Here is a 16842-nt window from a genome sequence, read left to right as displayed (position 1 = left end):
GGTCACTTGACCGGCATCGTCACTTCGTAGACGCGGGTCGGCGCCTTGCGCGCGCCCGCGAAGCCGTTGGCCCACAGGGATTCCACCTGCGAGGACTCCTCGGCGTTCGGGTTCGCGTTGGTGCAGGACGGGCCGGGGCCACCGCCCGACATCAGCTCCGAGCACGGACCCTCGTAGTGGTCCGGCAGGCCCAGCGCGTGCCCGGTCTCGTGGGCCGCGATGCGGGTCTGGTTGTACTGCTCGGCCTGGGTGTAGTCGATGAAGATCGTGCCGCTGCCGTGGCCGTCGGTCTGGGCGTACGAGCCGCGCGGGTCGTTGCCCTCCGTGTAGTGCAGCGTCGCGCCCGAAGAGCTCTCCTCGAGCTTGACGTTCGACACCGCCGCGTTCCAGTTCGCCGCGCCCGCGTTGATCACGTCGCGGAAGGTGGGGGCGTCCGAGGTGTCGTAGTAGACGACCGTGGCCGCTTCCGGGGCCGCGAAGGCCGGGCCGGCCGTCAGCGGGGTCGCGATCATCGCCAGTGCGACGGCGGCACCGGGCAGCAGGTACTTCCTGGACATCGGAACGACTCCTTGCCGTGGGGAATTTGCCGGGTTTGCGCGCGCTGGGTGTCGAACTTACGGAATTGTCCGGCTCTTGTGACCCGACTTTCGTACTGCGCTGCGAACGGTGAATTACCAACCATGGCGGAGTCTTGACATGCGTGATGACGCATACGAGGATGCGCCGTTCGGCTCAGCCGACGGGGTCGGCCAGCGGGATCTCGCCCCGGCTGAGCCAGGAGCCGCGCCACGCCAGATCGTCCCTGACCAGCGGTTTCCCGCAGTTGTCGCACTTCTCGCCCGGCCGGGTGAGCTGTCCGCAGCCGGCGTGGACCAGCTGCATCGGGCCGTACGCGCTCGTCGCGGAAGTGTGCGCGTCGCCCCATGCGCCGAGGGCGTGCAGCACCGGCAGCGCGTCCGAACCGGCCCGCGTCAGGCGGTACTCGTGGCGGGTGCGGCCGCCGTCGCGGTAGGGGAGCTTCGTCAGCAGCCCGCGCTCGACGAGCTTGGCCAGGCGGGTCGTCAGCACGTTGTCAGCGATGCCGAGCTGGGCGCGGAAGTCCTCGAACCGGGTGGTGCCGGCGGTCGCGTTGCGCAGGATCAGCAGTGTCCACGGCTCGCCGAGGATGTCGGCGGCGCGGGCGATCGGGCAGGAGTTGTCCTCCCACGTGGTGCGGCGGCTCATTTGTGATCCCTCCTACCTGGCTTGCTTGGAGCAAGTCTACGTCGTACAGTCGGCCGTAGCTAGCTTGCAATGAGCAAGCCAGGTGCGAGAGGAGCTCGTCATGGACATCAAGGGTGCGGTCGTGCTGGTCACCGGGGCCAACCGCGGACTCGGCCGCAAGTTCACCGAAGCGCTGCTGGAGCGCGGCGCGGCGAAGGTGTACGCCGCCGCCCGGAACCCGGAGTCGGTCGACCTGCCGGGCGTGGTGCCGCTGCGCCTCGACGTGACCGATCCGGCGTCGATCCGGGAAGCGGCCGCGATCGCGGGGGACGTCACGCTGCTGGTGAACAACGCCGGCTCGTCCACCGGGTCGACGCTGCTCGGCGGGAAGCTGGAGGACATCCGGCTGGAGATGGACACGCACTACTTCGGCACGCTGGCCGTGACGCGCGAGTTCGCGCCGATCCTCGAGCGCAACGGCGGCGGCGCGGTCCTCAACGTCCTGTCGGTGCTGTCGTGGTTCACCGCGCCCCAGGTCGCGGCGTACTCCGCGGCGAAGTCGGCAGCCTGGTCGCTGACCAACGCGCTGCGCTTGGAGCTCGCGCCGCAGAAGACGCAGGTGACCGCGCTGCACGTCGGCTACATGGACACGGACATGGCCAAGCACGTCGACGGCCCGAAGGTCGACCCGGCGCTGGTGGCCGGGCTCGCGCTCGACGGCGTCGAAGCGGGCCGGTTCGAGGTGCTCGCCGACGACGTCACCCGGAACGTGCGCGCCGGGCTGTCCGGCGAGCTTCCCGGGCTGTACCCGGCGCTGGTTTCCTGACCATTCGGAATGCGGTTTCCGGCACCCCGGAATACGGGGCCGTGCTACCCGGGCGTATGAATGTGCGGGTGCCGGAGAACGTCGCGGCCGGAATCGGCCGAACGAGGAACCGCTGGGGCGAAGGCGAACGGCTGCGCGGGGAAATCCTGGAGGCGGCCGGCCGTCTCCTCGCCGAGCTCGGCGGCGAGGACGGGCTGACGATCCGCGGCGTGGCGCGGGCCGTCGGCATCGCCCCGGCGAGTATCTACCAGCATTTCTCCGATCGTGCGGAATTGGTGCGCGGGCTCCTCGACCACGAATACGCGCGGCTGGCCGAATCGATGCGCGTGGCCGAAGAGTCCGTTGTGGAAACCGACGCCGTCGGCCGCATCCGCGCACAGATTCACGCCTACTGCGCCTTCGCGATGCGGAATCCGGGGCACTACCGCCTGATGCTCGCGAACGGCGCGTCCGACCTCGAGCCGGACAGCCGCCCGAAGGGCCCGCTGCTGGACGTGATCGACCGGCTGACGGCGGGCTTCGAGCGCTGCGTCGAGGCGGGGCATGAGCTGCGTGTCACGCCGGGTCGCGCGGCGGCGGTGGTGTTCGTCGGGGCGCACGGGCGGGTCGCGTTGTTCCACAGCGCGCTGAACCGGACCGGGGCCGAGCTGGTGGAGCCGTTCGTGGACGAACTGGTGTCGCTCGTGTTCGCCTGATCGGCCCTGTGGCGAGACGGCCGGAAGATGCTTAGCATGGCTATGTAAATTTCCGGCAGCTTCGGGAGGTATCCGGTGGACGGCGTGCCCGCGTTTCCGATGACCCGGCGGTGTCCCTTCGACCCGCCCGCCGAACTCGCCGAGCTGCCGCCCGTTTCCCGCGTGCGCTTGTGGAACGGCGAGACGCCGTGGCTGGTCACGCGCTACGACGACGTCCGCGCGCTGCTGCGCGATTCGCGGGTCAGCGCCGACTCGGACCGGCCCGGCTACCCGCACCAGAGCGCGGCCTCGGCGGCGCGGCGGCACCGCGCGAAGTCGTTCATCACCATGGACGGCGCCGAGCACGCGGCCCAGCGCAAGCTGCTGACCGGCGACTTCCTGGTCAAGAAGATGGAGGCGCTGCGCCCGGCGATCCAGCGCATCGTCGACGACCTCGTCGACGGGCTGCTGGCCGGCCCGAAGCCGGTCGACCTGGTGACGGCGTTCGCGCTGCCGGTGCCGTCGCTGGTGATCTGCGAGCTGCTCGGCGTGCCGTACGAGGACCGGGAGCTGTTCCAGGACATCACGAAGGTGATGGTTTCGACGACGGCGACCCCGGCGGAAGCGGTGCGGGCCACCGAAGAGCTGCTGGCGTACCTCGGCGGGCTGGTCGAGCGGAAGGCGGCGGCGCCGGGCGACGACGTGCTGAGCAAGCTGGCCGTGACGCAGTACGCGACCGGCCGGATGACCGCCGAAGAGGTCGCGTCGATGGGCCAGCTGCTGCTGGTGGCGGGTCACGAGACGACGGCGAACATGATCGCGCTCGGCACGGTCGCGCTCCTGGAGCACCCGGCGCAGCTGGACCTGGTGCGCACCGGCGACGCCGACCTGCTGCGCCGCGCGGTCGAAGAGTTGTTGCGCTACTTGAACATCACGCACACCGGACGCCGCCGCGTCGCGACCGAGGACATCGAAGTCGGCGGCGAAGTGATCCGTGCGGGCGAGGGCATCATCGCGGCCGGGGACGTGGCGAACCGCGACGAAGCGGTGTTCGAGGACGCGGACCGCCTCGACGTGACCCGGGAAGCGCGTCACCACGTGGCCTTCGGCTACGGCGTGCACCAGTGTCTCGGCCAGACGCTGGCTCGGGTGGAGCTGCAGGTGGTGTACGGGACGCTCTACCGCCGGATCCCGGACCTGCGGCTCGCCGTTCCGGTGGAGGAGCTGGCGTTCAAGGACGACATGCTGGTGTACGGGGTGCACAGCCTGCCGGTCACGTGGTGACGCGGGCTCAGCCGCCGAGCTTTTCCCGCGCGTCGGCCAGGTCTTCCGGGGTCGGGGCGTCGTCCTGGGTCAGCTTGCGCCGCCAGTAGCCGGTGAACTCGATGGCGCTCTTGTCGAGGCCTCGCTCGACGAGATGCCGTCGCAGGGCACGGACCGTCGACGCCTCGCCGGCGATCCACGCCGCCGAACCGGCGGGCAACGGCACGTCGCGCACCGCGGCCAGCAGCCGGGTTCCGTGCTCGGCGCCGTCACGGTGCACCCAGCGGACGTCCGGCAGTGGTTGTTCCTCGGCCGCGTCTGCGACTTCGACGAACACCACCGCGTTGTCCACTTCGGACAGCAAGGTGGCGATCGCGGGCAGTGCTGTCTCGTCCCCGGCGAGCAGCACCGTGTCCGCCGCCGGGACCGGACGGCGGTAGGCCGCGTCCGGGCCGTAACGGCCGAGGACCTGGCCGGGCGCTGCGGAGCGGGCCCAAGCCGTGGCCGGGCCCGCCTCGCCGGGGTGCAGCACGAAGTCGACGTCGATCGTGTTCTTGCCGCGGTTCCGCACGGTGTAGCTGCGCATCAGCGGGCGCTCGTCCTCGGGGATCGCCAGGTACGCCTGGTACCAGCGCATCACGTCAGCGTCGGCCTCGGGCAGTCGCACCGGGCGGCCCCGCGGCGGGAAGAGGAGCTTGAGCTGCTGGTCCGGCCACGGCTCCAGGGCGTCGAGGCCGTCGCCGGTGAAGGTGACGCGGGTGGTGCGCGGGGTCACGCGCCGCACCGCGGTCACTTCGAGCAGTCCGGTCGCGTTCACGGCTTCCCCAGGTATTCGCGCAGGTGGCGGGCGGTGAGCGTGGAAGCGTTCTCGACGAGCGCCGCCGGGGTTCCTTCGAACACCACGCGCCCGCCGTCGTGCCCGGCGCCCGGGCCGAGGTCGATCAGCCAGTCGGCGTGGGCCATCACGGCCTGGTGGTGCTCGATCACGATCACCGTGTTGCCCGCGTCGACGATCCGGTCCATCAGCGCGAGCAGCTGGTCGACGTCGGCGAGGTGCAGGCCGGTGGTCGGTTCGTCGAGGATGTAGGTCGAGCCCTTTTCGGCCATCCGGATCGCCAGCTTGAGCCGCTGCCGTTCGCCGCCGGAGAGCGTGGTCAGCGGCTGGCCGAGCGTCAGGTAGCCGAGGCCGACGTCGGCGAGCCGGTCGAGCACCGTCCGCGCGGTGCCGGTGGCGAAGAACTCGCGCGCCTCGGCGACGGACATCCCGAAGACCTCGCTGATGTTCTTGCCGCGCAGCTCGTACGTCAGCACCTCCGGCGTGAACCGGCGGCCCTCGCACTCCTCGCAGGCCGACGCGACCCCGGCCATCATCGCCAGGTCCGTGTAGATCACGCCGAGGCCCTTGCACTTCGGGCAGGCGCCTTCGGAGTTGGCGCTGAACAGGCTCGCCTTCACGCCGTTGGCCTTGGCGAAGGCGGCGCGGATCGGGTCGAGCAGGCCGGTGTAGGTGGCCGGGTTGGACCGGCGGGACCCGCGGATCGCGGACTGGTCGACCACGACGACGCCGTCGCGGTGCGCCAGCGAGCCGTGGATCAGCGACGACTTCCCCGAGCCGGCCACGCCGGTGACCACGGTGAGGACGCCGAGCGGGACGTCCACGCTGACGTCACGCAGGTTGTGCAGCTTCGCGCCGCTGATCCTCAGGTGGCCCGCCGGTTCGCGGACGTGCTCCCGCAGCGTGACGCGGTGGTCGAGGTGCCGCCCGGTGAGCGTGCCGGACGCGCGCAGGCCGTCGATGTCCCCGGCGTAGCAGAGCCGCCCGCCGTCGGTGCCCGCGCCGGGCCCGAGGTCGACGACGTGGTCGGCGATCCGGATCGTCTCCGGCTTGTGCTCGACGACCAGGATCGTGTTCCCCTTGTCCCGCAGGCAGAGCAGGAGGTTGTTCATCCGCTCGATGTCGTGCGGGTGCAGCCCGACGGTCGGCTCGTCGAAGACGTAGGTGACGTCGGTGAGGCTGGAACCGAGGTGGCGCACCATCTTCACGCGCTGCGCCTCGCCGCCGGAGAGCGTCGCGGACTCGCGGTCGAGCGAGAGGTAGCCGAGACCGATCTCGACGAGCGAGTCGAGGGTGTCGCGCAGGTTGCCCAGCAGCGGCCGGATCGACGGCGCGTCGAGGGACCGGACGAAGTCGGCGAGGTCGCTGATCTGCAGCGCGGCGCAGTCGGCGATGTTCTTGCCGTCGATCTTCGCCGAGAGCGCGGCCTGGTTCAGCCGGGCGCCGCCGCACTCGCCGCAGGTCTTGAAGGTGGCGGCTCGCTCGATGAACGCGCGCAGCTTCGGCTGCAGCGACTCGACGTCCTTGTGCAGGTAGAGCCGCCGGACCTTCACCGCGAGGCCTTCATAGGTCACGTTGGTCTTGCCGACTTTGACTTTGCAGGAGTCCTTGTGCAGCAGGGCGTCGAGCTGTTCCGGCGTGAAGTCGCGGATCTTGGCGTCGGGGTCGTAGAAGCCGGAGGAGAGGTAGGTCTGCACGTACCAGGTGTCCGGCGTGAAGCCCGGCACCTGGATCGCGCCTTCGTGGAGGGAAAGGTCGAAGTCCAGCAGGGCGTTGACGTCGAGGTCGGACACGCGGCCGAGGCCCTCGCAGGCCGGGCACATGCCCTCGGGGAGGTTGAAGCTGAAGGCGCCGGACGTGCCGACGTACGGCTCGCCGAGCCGCGAGAAGGCGATCCGCAGCATCGCGTAGGCGTCGGTCGCGGTGCCGACAGTGGAGCGCGAGTTGGCACCCATCCGCTCCTGGTCGACGACGATGGCCGCGCTGAGGTTCTCCAGCAGGTCGACGTCCGGGCGCGACAGGCTCGGCATGAACGACTGGAGGAAGGCGCTGTAGGTCTCGTTGATCAGCCGCTGGGACTCGGCCGCGATGGTGCCGAAGACCAGGGACGACTTGCCGGAGCCGGACACGCCCGTGAACACCGTGAGCCGGCGCTTCGGGATGTCCAGGTCGATGCCGGTCAGGTTGTTCTCCCGGGCCCCCCGGACCTCGATCACGTCGTGGGTGTCGGCGGCCCGCCTGGGTGAAGTCATACGGTCCTTCTAGATAGTTTAGGCTGTAAAGTGATTCTTCGGGATACATTACTTTAGGGTGTAAGGAGTCGGCAAGGTGGTCGTCTTCGCGGGTCAGGGCGACGCCCGCCGGTCCATGGAGCTGCTGTGGGGGCCGCGGGTGGGTGCCCCGCGCACCGGCCCGGGCCCCAAACCCGGCCTGTCCGTCGAGGCGATCGTGTCGGCGGCGATCGAGATCGCCGACGCCGACGGCATGGCGGCGCTGTCGATGCGTTCGGTCGGCGAGCGCCTCGGCCGCACGGCGATGGCGCTGTATACGTACGTGCCGGGCAAGACCGAGCTGGTCGACCTGATGTACGACCGGGCGCTGGCGGAGCTGCCGTCGTCGTATTCGTCTGCGTCGGGGTGGCGTTCGGCCGCGTTGGCGCTGGCCGATTCGTTGTGGGAACTGCACTTGCGGCATCCGTGGCTGTTGCAGGTGTCGCCGGCGCGTCCGGTGCTGGGCCCGGGGGAGTTTCACGTCCAGGAGACGCTGCTGTCCGTTTTGTCGGCGACGGGCTTGCCGTTGTCTCGGGTGCGCTGGGTGGTCTCGGCGCTGTTCAACATCGTCCGCGGCTCGGTCCAGGCGGCGGCGGAGTCCCGGCAGGCGGCGGCCGAGACGGGACAGTCCGAAGAGGACTGGTGGTACGCGCGCTCGGCGTTGCTGGGTGAGCTGGTGCCGGACTTGGCGGCGCGGTTCCCGACGGTGGCTCGGCTGGGGCACGAGCCGGTGGACACGGAGGAGCCGTATCTGGAGCGGGAGGCGCGGTTGTCGTTCGAGGCGGGGTTGGAGCTGCTGCTGGACGGCGTCGAGGCGGCGATCGTGCGGGTTCGTTGACCGTTGGGGCTACGGCCGACGATGCTGTCTGACGCTGGAGCTGAAATGCGAGGGCCTGGACGCGGAGGTCATCGCGCGGCGGGTGGCCCGGCGGCGGATCGACGGGCGGTGACTGTCGCTTGGGCCGGGGTGCGGTCGGCCGGGTGTAGCCCGCGGGAGACCGGGGTGAAGCCTGCGTAGGCCGTCAGATGGCCCGAGGAGGCGGTCGCCGTCTTCGAGCGGGGGCGGCCTGCGGTGCTGACGCCGATGCCGGGCATTGGGGCAGGGCCCCGGCCAAAGGGTGCGCATCAAGGACCCCTTGGCGATCCCGGGCGGGACGCCGCCGCGCGAGAGGATTTCCAGTAGCTCGGAAGCGAAGTCGGTGAGCAGGCCCGGATGTGGTTGCTGATCCGGGGCGGCCCCGACCGGCCGGCGTCGGCGATGTGGCGCATCGTGAGGCCAGGCGGATACGTCACCTGATGCCCGGCCGCGTCTGATCGTGGCCGTTACGTCCGCCGGCGGGTGAGCTTGTCGAATAGGGCTCTTGGCTGGAGTTCGGTGTTGGCCGGCCAAGGAATGCCACGAGTCGGTCTGCGGATCGCGGACGTGCGGGTAGGCCCGTAGCCGGTGGCTGCGGGCCTGTCCCGTGTTCAGGCTGCGAAGGGCAGGGGCTGATGGATGTTGTTGCGCCTGGGTTTTCGGCGTTTGTCCAAGAACCGGGGTGGTAGGAATTCGGGGTGGCCGTCGGGGGTGATGCGGACCTGCCAACCCGACCGATGCAGTAACCGGTGATGGTGCCCGCAGAGCAGTACCAGGTTCGCTAGGTCGGTCAGGCCGCCTTCGGACCAGTGGTGGATGTGGTGGCCCTGGCAATGCCGGGGTGGGCGGTGACAGCCGGGGAACGCACACCCGCGGTCGCGCAGGAACAACGCCCGGCGCAGTCCGGGTGAGATGAGGCGGCGGGCCCGGCCCAGGTTCAGCGGTTCGCTGGCGGTGCCCAGGACCGCGGGGATCAGGGTGCAGTCGCAGGCATGGACGCGAGCCTCGGCGGCCGAGATCAGGCCGGTGTCGCCGAGAGTCGCCGTGCCGAGGCCGGAGCGCAGGTCGGTCAGGGACACCGCGACCATGACGTGGACGCGTTCTCCGGCTTGGGTGGGCAATTCTGGGGAGTTGAGGGCCAGGTCGAGGGCGTCGGAGAAGGCGTCGCCGTAGCGTTCCTGGGGGGACCGGAAGTCCGGGCCGTCGTCGGCGTGTCGGCGTTCTGCGAGGGCGTCGAGGAGGGCGCTGGCGCGGGTGCCGGTCTCGTCGTCGAAGCGGCCGGTCAGTTCCCAGGTGCCGGTGCGTTTGCGGCGCAGGGAGAGTTCCCGCACCGGGGTGGTGGGTTCGGTGTCGTCGGGGGCGGTGCCGTCGGGGTCGAGGTGGGCCAGGATCCGGGCGCCGAGGGCGGCGACTTGTTTGTGGCCCGCGTCGGCGGCGAAGGCCAGCAGGTCCGCTTCAGCGGTGTCGCGGTGTTCGGCGGGGATGCGGGAAACGGCGTCGATGATGGTGTCGATCATCGGGGTGCTCAACCGACCAGCAAGGGCGGCGACACCGGTGGCGGGAGCGACGGCGGGGGTGGCGTCGAGAGAGTGGGCGGGGTGGAGGGCGTGGGCTCGTTTGACCATTTTGTCGGCGGCGGCGCGCGGGAGGTCGGCGAGATGCTCCAACAACCGGGCTGCGGAACGGTATCCGAACAGTTCCAGCACGCCACGGGATTCGATTTCCGCCAGCAGTGCACCGATTTCCGCTTCGGCGGACCGCATGACGGTGAGTAGCCCGCGGAGGCGGTTGGCCAGGGCCTCCGCGTCTGCTTGCCACACCGTTTCTCCGTCCACACAACAAGATTACCGACATACGAACAGACGTTCATCACTCGATCAGGTGGGCTTCGATCAAGAGCCGGGTCGTGTGGGCGATGAACGGCCCGTCGCGCTCGATCAGCTCGTGCAGTTCCCGCAGCTTCGGGAGGTACTGCTCCACCGTGAACCCCGGCACCATCCAGATCACCTTGCGCAGGAAGTAAACCACCGCGCCGATGTCGAAGAACTCGGTGCGCAGCGACTCCGAACGCAGGTCGACCACCTCGAACCCCGCCGCCGTCGCCGCCGCGACCGCGTGGGACGGGTCGCGGCTCGAGCGGGTCGAAAGTGGTTGTGGGACAAGGAAGAACTCCACCAGCTCGAACACGCTCGCCGGGCCGACCTGCTGGGAGAAGTACGTGCCGCCGGGGCGCAGGACGCGGGCGATCTCCGGCCACGGCGTGGTCACCGGGTGGCGGCTGGAGACCAGGTCGAACGCGTTGTCGGCGAACGGGAAGTCCGATGTGGACACCACGGATACTCCGCGCGGGCGCAGGCGGGACGCGGCGCGGGCGATGTTCGGGGGCCACGATTCGGTCGCCACCATCAGGGGCGGCAGCGTGGGGCAGCCGTCCAGGACCTCGCCGCCGCCGGTTTCCAGGTCCAGGGCGGACTGGACGCCGGCCAGGCGCTCGGCGAGCAGGCGCTGGTAGCCCCACGACGGGCGGGCCTCCGTGGCGCGGCCGTCGAGCCACGAGAAGTCCCAGCCGTCGACCGGGACCGCGTCGGCTTCGGCCACCAGCTCCTCGAAACGCGAGCGGCGCACCGGGGGCGGCGGAACGGGTTTGGCCAGGGTGACCGCGGCGAACGCCACCACGACCGGGCCGCGGCGAGTGTCCACAGTGCACGTCGTGGAGTCGCGCGCCACCAGGTCGCCGAGCGCGTCGGTGAACCCGCCCTCGATCCGGTAGCGGACCACGACCCGGGTGCCCAGCGGCAGCTCCCGCAGCAGCTTCACAGGCGCGCGCTCAGCTCGTCGTCGGACGGCTCGACCAGGAACGTCCCGTCCGCCCAGACGATCGTGGGGATCCGGCGCGCGCCGTCCTGCAGCTCGCGGACGCGGGCCTCGGCGGCCGCGTCGGCCTCGACGTCCACATAGGAATACTCGACGCCGAGCCGGTCGAGGAGGGCGCGGCTGCGCTTGACGTCCGGGCACCAGGACGCGCCGTACACCGTAAGACTCACGAAACTACCTCCGAAACAGCTGGGGAAACCGGTGCGGGGTGGCCCAAGTCCGTGAGCCACCCGCGGAACACCCGGTGCAGGGATTCGGCCCCGACGACCTCACCGGGAAAGCCGAACTCGCGCGGGTGCACGACGAAACCGCGCTGCTGCGGCCCGCCGAGGCCGCCGTGCGAGCCCACGTGCGTCTCGAACGGCGAAGCCTGGTCCGAGTCCGGGTCGTACCGGCTGTTGATCATGACGTCCGCGCAGTGCGGGAACGTGTCGACGCGCCGGATCAGGTCGGCCGCGTGCGGGCCGTACGGCAGCAGCGGGTCCTCGCCGATGACGACGCTCGTCGCGAGCCGGTGCAGGCCGTCGCGGCCCAGCACCACCGGGCCGAACTCGCGGCTGCGGACCAGCAGGAACCCGACGCCGGGGTGGTCCACCAGCGACGGCAGCAGGTCGGGGAACTCGCGCTCGATCGTCTCCAGCTCGACGCGGCCTTCGTGCTCGGTGAACGACACCATCGCGAGGTGGCCGGACACCACCGCGACCACGCCCGGCGCGACCCGGGTGACCGCGCCGGGGGAGCCGGACGTCGTGCGCGGGCGGTCTTCGGCGCACTCCGCGTCTTCCACCCGGGCCCGCAGCCGGCGCGCGATCAGGCCGCCGCTCTTCGTCGCCTCCGCCAGCGCCGCGTTGATCTGCCAGCTCTCGGCCTGGCGTCGTTTGCCGGCGAGAGCGGACGGCGAGCCGCCGCACAGGCGTCCGATGTACGCCTCGATCGTCTCGCCGAACCGCTGCGAGAACGCTTGGCCCTGGGTCTGGCCGTGGTCCGACAGCGCCACGACGTGGTAGCGGCGCGGGGCGAGCCGCGAAGCCCGGTGCAGCCGCGCGATCTGCTGGTCGATCGAGCGCAGCACGGAGAGGGTGTCGAAGCGCTCGATGCCGGAGTGGTGCGCGACCTCGTCGTAGCCGAGGAAGTCCGCGTACACCACCGGGCGCCCGGCGAGCATGTCGCCGAGGACCGCCGACACGACGACGTCGCGCGCGATCACCGTCGTGCCCGGGCGGGCCAGCGGGTACCAGCCGCCGCGCGGGACTCGCGGCACGACTCCGGCGCGGCGCTGGCGGACCGCGGCGTTGATCTCGCGGAAGACGTCGACCAGCGCGACGACGAACGTGCGCAACGCGTTGACCGGGTTCGCGAAGTAGGCGTAGTAGCCCGCGCCGAGCCGGTCGCGGTGGCGGCGCAGCAGCTTCTTCGGCACCAGCACCGGGATCGAGCTCATGGTGAGGCTGACGTGGTCGGCGTCGCCGGAGAAGAGGTTGCCGCGGCTCGCGCCGTCGCCGGAGAGCAGGCCGCGGCCGTCGGAATGCCGCCGTTCGATCTCGGCCGCGTCGGTCGGGTGCGCGCACGCCATCACGTGGTCGCGGTCCTTTTCGTACCAGCGGAAGCCGAGGATGTCGTGGTTGGACCCGTGCAGGATGCCGCAGACGCTGGCGCCGGTCTGCGAGCTCCAGTCGGTGTGCCACCGCGTCAGCGCGTGGCTGCCCTCGGCGAGCCACGCGGCGAACGTCGGCATGTCGCCGTCGCGGATCGCGCGGCGGACGGTGTCGAAGCCGAGGCCGTCGATCTGCAGGAACACCACGCCCGGCGGCTGGTCCGCGGCGACGTCGGCAGGGGCGTGGCGACGGCGGCGCCGGGCGGCGCGACGGAAGAAGATCTCGTCCTCGTCGATCGCGAGGAGGCTGGAGATGAGCGCGCCGACGGCGGCCATGCCGAGGGTGACGAGCACCGCGCTGCGGAGGTCGGCGATCTCGACGCCGGGCACGGTCTTGAACACCGCCAGCGTGCCCGCGCCGAGCAGCAGGAACCCGAAGAGCCCGAAGGTGAAGAACGCCAGCGGGTAGGCGATCCGCATGACGAGCGGCCAGACCACGCCGGCGAGCAGGCCGAGCAGCAGCGCGCAGACCGTCGGCTGCCACCAGTGCGTCATCCGGAAGCCCGGCAGGAGGACGTCGAGCAGCCGCAGCGCGCCGGTCACCGCGGCCCAGACCAGCAGGATCCGGGCGACGGCGCGGCCGCCGCGCAGCAGCCTGCCCTTCGGCGCGGTCGTCGTCACACTCGCTCCTTGGTCTTGCGCCGCCACCGGGCGATCAGGTTCAGGGCCACGGTGACCAGCAGGACCAGCACCGTGGCGAGCAATGTCGCGATCAGCGGCGAGTCGAAGATCCCGCCGCTGAGGATGCCGAGCAGGCTGTAGGCGGTCGCCCAGAGCACGCACGCGACGAGCGCGGCGGGCAGCAGGCGCCGCCACGGGTAGCTCAGCGCGGCCGCCGCGAGCAGCACCGGAATCCGGCCGGCCGGGACGAGCCTGCCGATCACGATGAGCTGCCAGCCCCGGCGGGTGAACTGGTCGCGGGCCTTCTCGAGCCGTTCGGCGGGCTGGCGGCGGCTGACCCAGCGGAACGCGGCTTCGCTGCCCAGGCGCGGGATCCCGAACGTCACTACGTCGCCGATATAGGCGCCGAGCACGGAAAGGACGATCACCAGCGGGAGCGAAAGGTGGTCGGTGGTGGTGGCGACGGCGGCCGCGGCGCCGACCACGGCCCCGGTGGGCACGATCGGGATGATCGAGCCGAGCAGCACGCCGCCGAACACGGCCGGGTAACCGAGGGCGGCCGGGTCGGTCCAGTTCACGCGCGGTCCTCACGCGCGGGGAGCACGACTTCGGCGCCGGGCTCGGTGAACAGGACCTCGGTGGCGATGCCGTGCTTGCGGACTTCGGCCGCGAACACCCGCGGCGGGTCGGCGAGCAGCCGCCGCATCCGCGCGGTCCGCCGCAGCCCCGGCACGGCGAGGGTGCCCCAGTGCACGGGCACGGCGGCGCGCGCCCGGACGCGTTCGGCGGCCTTCGCGGCGCGGGCCGGGTCCAGGTGACCCGGCCCGAGGTTCGGCCCCCAGCCCCAGACGGGCAGCAGTGCGACGTCGACCGGGCCGAAGTCCGCCATCCTGGGGAAGAGGTCGGTGTCGCCGGCGTTGTAGACGGTCGTTTCCGCGGTCTCGATCAGGTGCCCGAGCGCGGGACTCTGCGGACCGTGGGTGAGCCGCGGCCCCCACCGGTGCCCGGAGTGCACGGCTTCGGTCGCGGTGACGGTCAGCCCGCCTTCGGTCAGGGTTTCGCCGGGCGCGATCTCTTCGACGCGCGCGAAGCCCTTCTTGGCGAGCCAGGACCCGGCCCCTTTCGGGACGACGACGCGGGTGTTCCGCCCGAGCAGCTTGAGGGAGGGCAGGTGCAGGTGGTCGCCGTGCAGGTGGGAGAGCAGCACGAGGTCGGCGTCGGCGTAGCTCGGCGGCGGGGGCGGCGGGACGACCCGGGTGAGCCCGCCGACGCGGGCGGTGAGCACGGGATCGGTCAGCACGACCCGGCCACCGAGTTCGAGCCGGACGGTCGAATGGCCGAGGAATCGCAGGTTGAAGCCGCTCACGCTGTCGAGTATCGCCTTCGCGCCGCGCGAACGCCCGGCGGAGTGGCGCGGACAACGCTGCCCGGTGACGGCTCCGCTAGCGCGAGGCGCGCGGCCGGCGCCGGGACCACCGCAGGCGGAGACGTCTTCGCGTCCGGCGCCACCGCGCCCGGAGATCGGTGCGGAGCGCTTGCTTGGCCTCGCGGTGCATGCCGATCTCGTGCAGCAGCTCGGCGACCCGGACCTGTTTGGCGGAGGGCACCTCAGCCGCCCGCGGGCAGCAGGGACGAGATCCGCAGCGCCGAGGTCCCGAGCCCGGTCGGCTGCCCGAGCCGGGGGTGGCGGCCGAGTTCGGTGTCGGTGTACCGGCTGACGCTCTCGTGCCAGTGCGCGATCCCGGTCATCCAGTTCCGGAGGCGCTCGACGTACCCGTCGAGGGCGTCCGGGGCGAGCCCGCGGCCGGCGAGCAGCACGGGCAGTTCGACGTCCGTCGCGTGGCGGAACTCGGCGAGCCGTGCCCGTGCGAGGTCGCCGACCACGGCGAACGCGCGGTCCTCGGGGCAGTCCAGGAAGTTCCGGACCACCAGGACGCAGTTGTGCAGCTCGCCCTCGAACCGGATCTCCTTCCGGTAGGAGTACAGGTCGTTCAGCAGGGCGGCGTAGTCGCCGGCGCTGTTTTCCAGCGTCCGCACCGGCCGGGACCCGGCCAGCCCGGCCGGTACGGCGCCCCGGCGCGCGAGGGCTGTCGTGAGGTCCGTGCCGAAGGTCCGGCGCCGCATCTCGATGTAGTCGATCGGGTCCGGGACGCGGTTCTGCGCCTGGTTCGCCAGCTCCCAGAGCCAGCTCGACGTCATCGTGTCGACCGCGCGCCGCACCGGGAGCCGGTCGGCCGGTGCCGTGCGCGCCCACAGGTCGGCCAGTCCCGCCTCCAGCGCGTTCAGCGGAGCGGGCGCCGGTGAGCCGTCCAGCGGCATGCACGCCGACAGGCGCAGGTTGGCCGCCTTCGCCGCCGCGAGGTCGCGGGCCGGGCCGAACACCGCCGGGTAGTAGTCGTCGGCGTACGTGCCCCAGGTGAGCCAGTCGCTGGTGACGTCCAGTTCTTCCGCCGTCGCGTCCGGGTGGATGCCCGCCGCGCACAGCGGCAGGTCCGCGGCGCGCAGCTTCCGCTCGTCCCAGACGACGCCGTCGAGGAAGCCCGTCCGCCGCGCCCAGTCGACGTTGCGGCGGCGGCAGGACTCCAGGTGCGGGCTGAGCCGCAGCGGGAACGGCACCTCGAACGACGGCCGCGGCGTCGAAACCTCGCCGAACGGGGTGTGCGAGTAGGACCGCAGCCGCTGCGGCGTGGTCGCGAGCACCGACGTGAAGACGCGCGCCGCGGACGTCCCGAGTCCGGTCGCGGTGCCCGGCTCCGGGCCTCCGTCGTTCATGTACCGGCTGGAGCGCAGGTGCCACTCGTGCCCGCCGGCCTGCCAGTCCTGCAGGCCCTTGACGTAGGCGAACGTCGCGGCGCGGGCGGCCGGGTCGACACCGTGCTCGTCGAACAGGGCGGGCACCTCGGTGAGCGCGGTGTGCTCGAACTGGTGCAGCCGCGAGGTGATCAGGTCGTTGACCGCGTCGGCCGCCCGCTGGGTGGGGAGGCCGAGGAACCGCTCGAAGACGAGCACGCCGTTGGACAGCTCGCCCTCGTCCTGCACCTCACGCTGGTAGGAGAAGATATCGTTGCGCAGGTGGACGCTGTCGGCGAAGCAGTCTCGCAGGACTTCCATCGGCCGCGACGCGGCGATCTCATCGGGTACCTCGGCGTGCACCGAGTGCTCGATCAGGTTCGCCGACCACGGCGCGCCGCCGACCTTCCGCCGCATCTCGACGTACTCGATCGGGTTGGCCAGCCGGCCCTCGTTGATGTTGGCGAGCTCCCACAGCGACTCGTCCAGCAACGCCTTCGTGCTCGCGATGAACCGCTTCCGCCAGCCGGCCGACCGGTGGGGCACGGTCCGGGCCCACAGATCGGCGAGCCCGCGCTCGACGGGGTTTTCCGGCTCCGCGGTGATTTCGCCTTCGGCGGGCATGAAGAGCTCGAGCCGGCCGAGATACGTGCGCGCGCTTTCGATGTCGCCGGTGCGCTTGTAGAGCTCGAGGAAGTGGTCGTCGAAGTAGAAGACCCAGACGTACCAGTCGGTGATCAGGTCGAGCTCTTCGGCGCCGGCGTCCGGGTGGGTGTAGGCGCAGAGCAGGGCGTAGTCGTGGGAATCGAGGTCGTGCTCGGTCCAGATCACGGTGCCGTGCTGCGGCACGTCGATCATGTCGAACCCGGTGGCCCACGCTTTGCTGTGCACGCGCGCGCCTTCGAGGTGCGGGTTCAGCCGGGCGGGGTGCGGGAGGTAGAACTCGGGGAGGACGAACGGCTGCTCAGGCACCCTG

The 16842-nt window shown here is 71.2% G+C and carries 16 protein-coding genes and 1 pseudogene; 4 read left to right on the top strand and 13 right to left on the bottom strand.

Going from position 1 to position 16842, the window contains the following annotated elements; all coding sequences use genetic code 11:
• Positions 1-2: 2 nt before the first annotated feature.
• Complete coding sequence (locus tag H4696_RS26945) at positions 3-557, bottom strand: snapalysin family zinc-dependent metalloprotease (protein WP_086858740.1); 555 nt, start codon at positions 555-557, stop codon at positions 3-5.
• A gap of 175 nt (positions 558-732) precedes the next feature.
• A complete protein-coding gene (locus H4696_RS26940; RefSeq protein ID WP_086858741.1) occupies positions 733-1224 on the bottom strand; it encodes a winged helix-turn-helix transcriptional regulator in 492 nt (163 codons plus the stop codon).
• 100 nt (positions 1225-1324) lie between these two features.
• Here H4696_RS26940 and H4696_RS26935 point away from each other — a divergent pair, with 100 nt between their 5' ends.
• The 3 genes from H4696_RS26935 (at position 1325) to H4696_RS26925 (ending at position 3987) form a co-directional block, all read left to right on the top strand.
• Positions 1325-2029, top strand: coding sequence for an SDR family oxidoreductase (locus H4696_RS26935; protein ID WP_086858742.1), 705 nt, complete (start codon positions 1325-1327; stop codon positions 2027-2029).
• 131 nt (positions 2030-2160) lie between these two features.
• Positions 2161-2724 (top strand): WHG domain-containing protein, encoded by a 564-nt coding sequence (locus H4696_RS26930; RefSeq protein WP_086858747.1) that lies wholly within the window; start codon positions 2161-2163, stop codon positions 2722-2724.
• Between the two features lie 99 nt (positions 2725-2823).
• Positions 2824-3987, top strand: a complete 1164-nt coding sequence (locus tag H4696_RS26925; RefSeq protein ID WP_086858748.1) for a cytochrome P450 — start codon at positions 2824-2826, stop codon at positions 3985-3987.
• Positions 3988-3994: 7 nt separating this feature from the next.
• Here the strand turns inward: H4696_RS26925 and H4696_RS26920 are convergent, their stop codons facing one another.
• Together H4696_RS26920 and H4696_RS26915 are read right to left on the bottom strand one after the other, a co-directional pair.
• On the bottom strand, positions 3995-4783 hold the full coding sequence (locus H4696_RS26920) for a siderophore-interacting protein (protein ID WP_086858743.1): 789 nt from the start codon (positions 4781-4783) through the stop codon (positions 3995-3997).
• The gene (locus tag H4696_RS26915; protein WP_086858744.1) at positions 4780-7053 is read right to left on the bottom strand and encodes an ATP-binding cassette domain-containing protein; all 2274 of its coding nucleotides are present in this window, start codon (positions 7051-7053) and stop codon (positions 4780-4782) included. The genes H4696_RS26920 and H4696_RS26915 overlap by 4 nt, the downstream gene beginning before the upstream one ends.
• Before the next feature lie 76 nt (positions 7054-7129).
• Here H4696_RS26915 and H4696_RS26910 point away from each other — a divergent pair, with 76 nt between their 5' ends.
• The gene (locus H4696_RS26910; RefSeq protein ID WP_086858745.1) at positions 7130-7909 is read left to right on the top strand and encodes a TetR/AcrR family transcriptional regulator; all 780 of its coding nucleotides are present in this window, start codon (positions 7130-7132) and stop codon (positions 7907-7909) included.
• A gap of 629 nt (positions 7910-8538) precedes the next feature.
• On the opposite strand, the gene H4696_RS26905 is transcribed toward H4696_RS26910, so the two are convergent.
• The 9 genes and pseudogenes from H4696_RS26905 to H4696_RS26870 form a co-directional block, all read right to left on the bottom strand.
• On the bottom strand, positions 8539-9690 hold the full coding sequence (locus tag H4696_RS26905) for an HNH endonuclease signature motif containing protein (RefSeq protein WP_192783073.1): 1152 nt from the start codon (positions 9688-9690) through the stop codon (positions 8539-8541).
• Between the two features lie 106 nt (positions 9691-9796).
• Positions 9797-10552 (bottom strand): class I SAM-dependent methyltransferase, encoded by a 756-nt coding sequence (locus tag H4696_RS26900; protein ID WP_143264937.1) that lies wholly within the window; start codon positions 10550-10552, stop codon positions 9797-9799.
• Positions 10541-10744, bottom strand: a pseudogene (locus tag H4696_RS50305) (putative acetyltransferase); the annotation flags it as partial. The pseudogene H4696_RS50305 and the gene H4696_RS26900, both read right to left, overlap by 12 nt.
• Positions 10741-10971, bottom strand: coding sequence for a glutaredoxin domain-containing protein (locus H4696_RS26895; protein ID WP_086856755.1), 231 nt, complete (start codon positions 10969-10971; stop codon positions 10741-10743). The gene H4696_RS26895 and the pseudogene H4696_RS50305, both read right to left, overlap by 4 nt.
• The gene (locus tag H4696_RS26890; RefSeq protein ID WP_086856754.1) at positions 10968-13076 is read right to left on the bottom strand and encodes a phage holin family protein; all 2109 of its coding nucleotides are present in this window, start codon (positions 13074-13076) and stop codon (positions 10968-10970) included. Before H4696_RS26890 ends, H4696_RS26895 begins: the two co-directional genes overlap by 4 nt.
• The gene (locus H4696_RS26885) at positions 13073-13654 is read right to left on the bottom strand and encodes a DedA family protein (RefSeq protein WP_086856753.1); all 582 of its coding nucleotides are present in this window, start codon (positions 13652-13654) and stop codon (positions 13073-13075) included. The genes H4696_RS26890 and H4696_RS26885 overlap by 4 nt, the downstream gene beginning before the upstream one ends.
• Complete coding sequence (locus tag H4696_RS26880; RefSeq protein ID WP_086856752.1) at positions 13651-14442, bottom strand: MBL fold metallo-hydrolase; 792 nt, start codon at positions 14440-14442, stop codon at positions 13651-13653. The genes H4696_RS26885 and H4696_RS26880 overlap by 4 nt, the downstream gene beginning before the upstream one ends.
• A gap of 76 nt (positions 14443-14518) precedes the next feature.
• On the bottom strand, positions 14519-14683 hold the full coding sequence (locus H4696_RS26875) for a hypothetical protein (protein WP_158104268.1): 165 nt from the start codon (positions 14681-14683) through the stop codon (positions 14519-14521).
• A 1-nt stretch (position 14684) separates the two neighbouring features.
• Positions 14685-16838 carry a terpene synthase family protein gene (locus H4696_RS26870; protein WP_192782561.1) on the bottom strand — a complete coding sequence of 718 codons (2154 nt, stop codon included), beginning with the start codon at positions 16836-16838 and terminating at the stop codon, positions 14685-14687.
• Positions 16839-16842 lie beyond the last annotated feature (4 nt).

Origin of the sequence: Amycolatopsis lexingtonensis (assembly GCF_014873755.1) — a bacterium.
Lineage (GTDB): Bacteria > Actinomycetota > Actinomycetes > Mycobacteriales > Pseudonocardiaceae > Amycolatopsis > Amycolatopsis lexingtonensis.
This window is presented reverse-complemented; position numbering and strand designations above follow the sequence as displayed.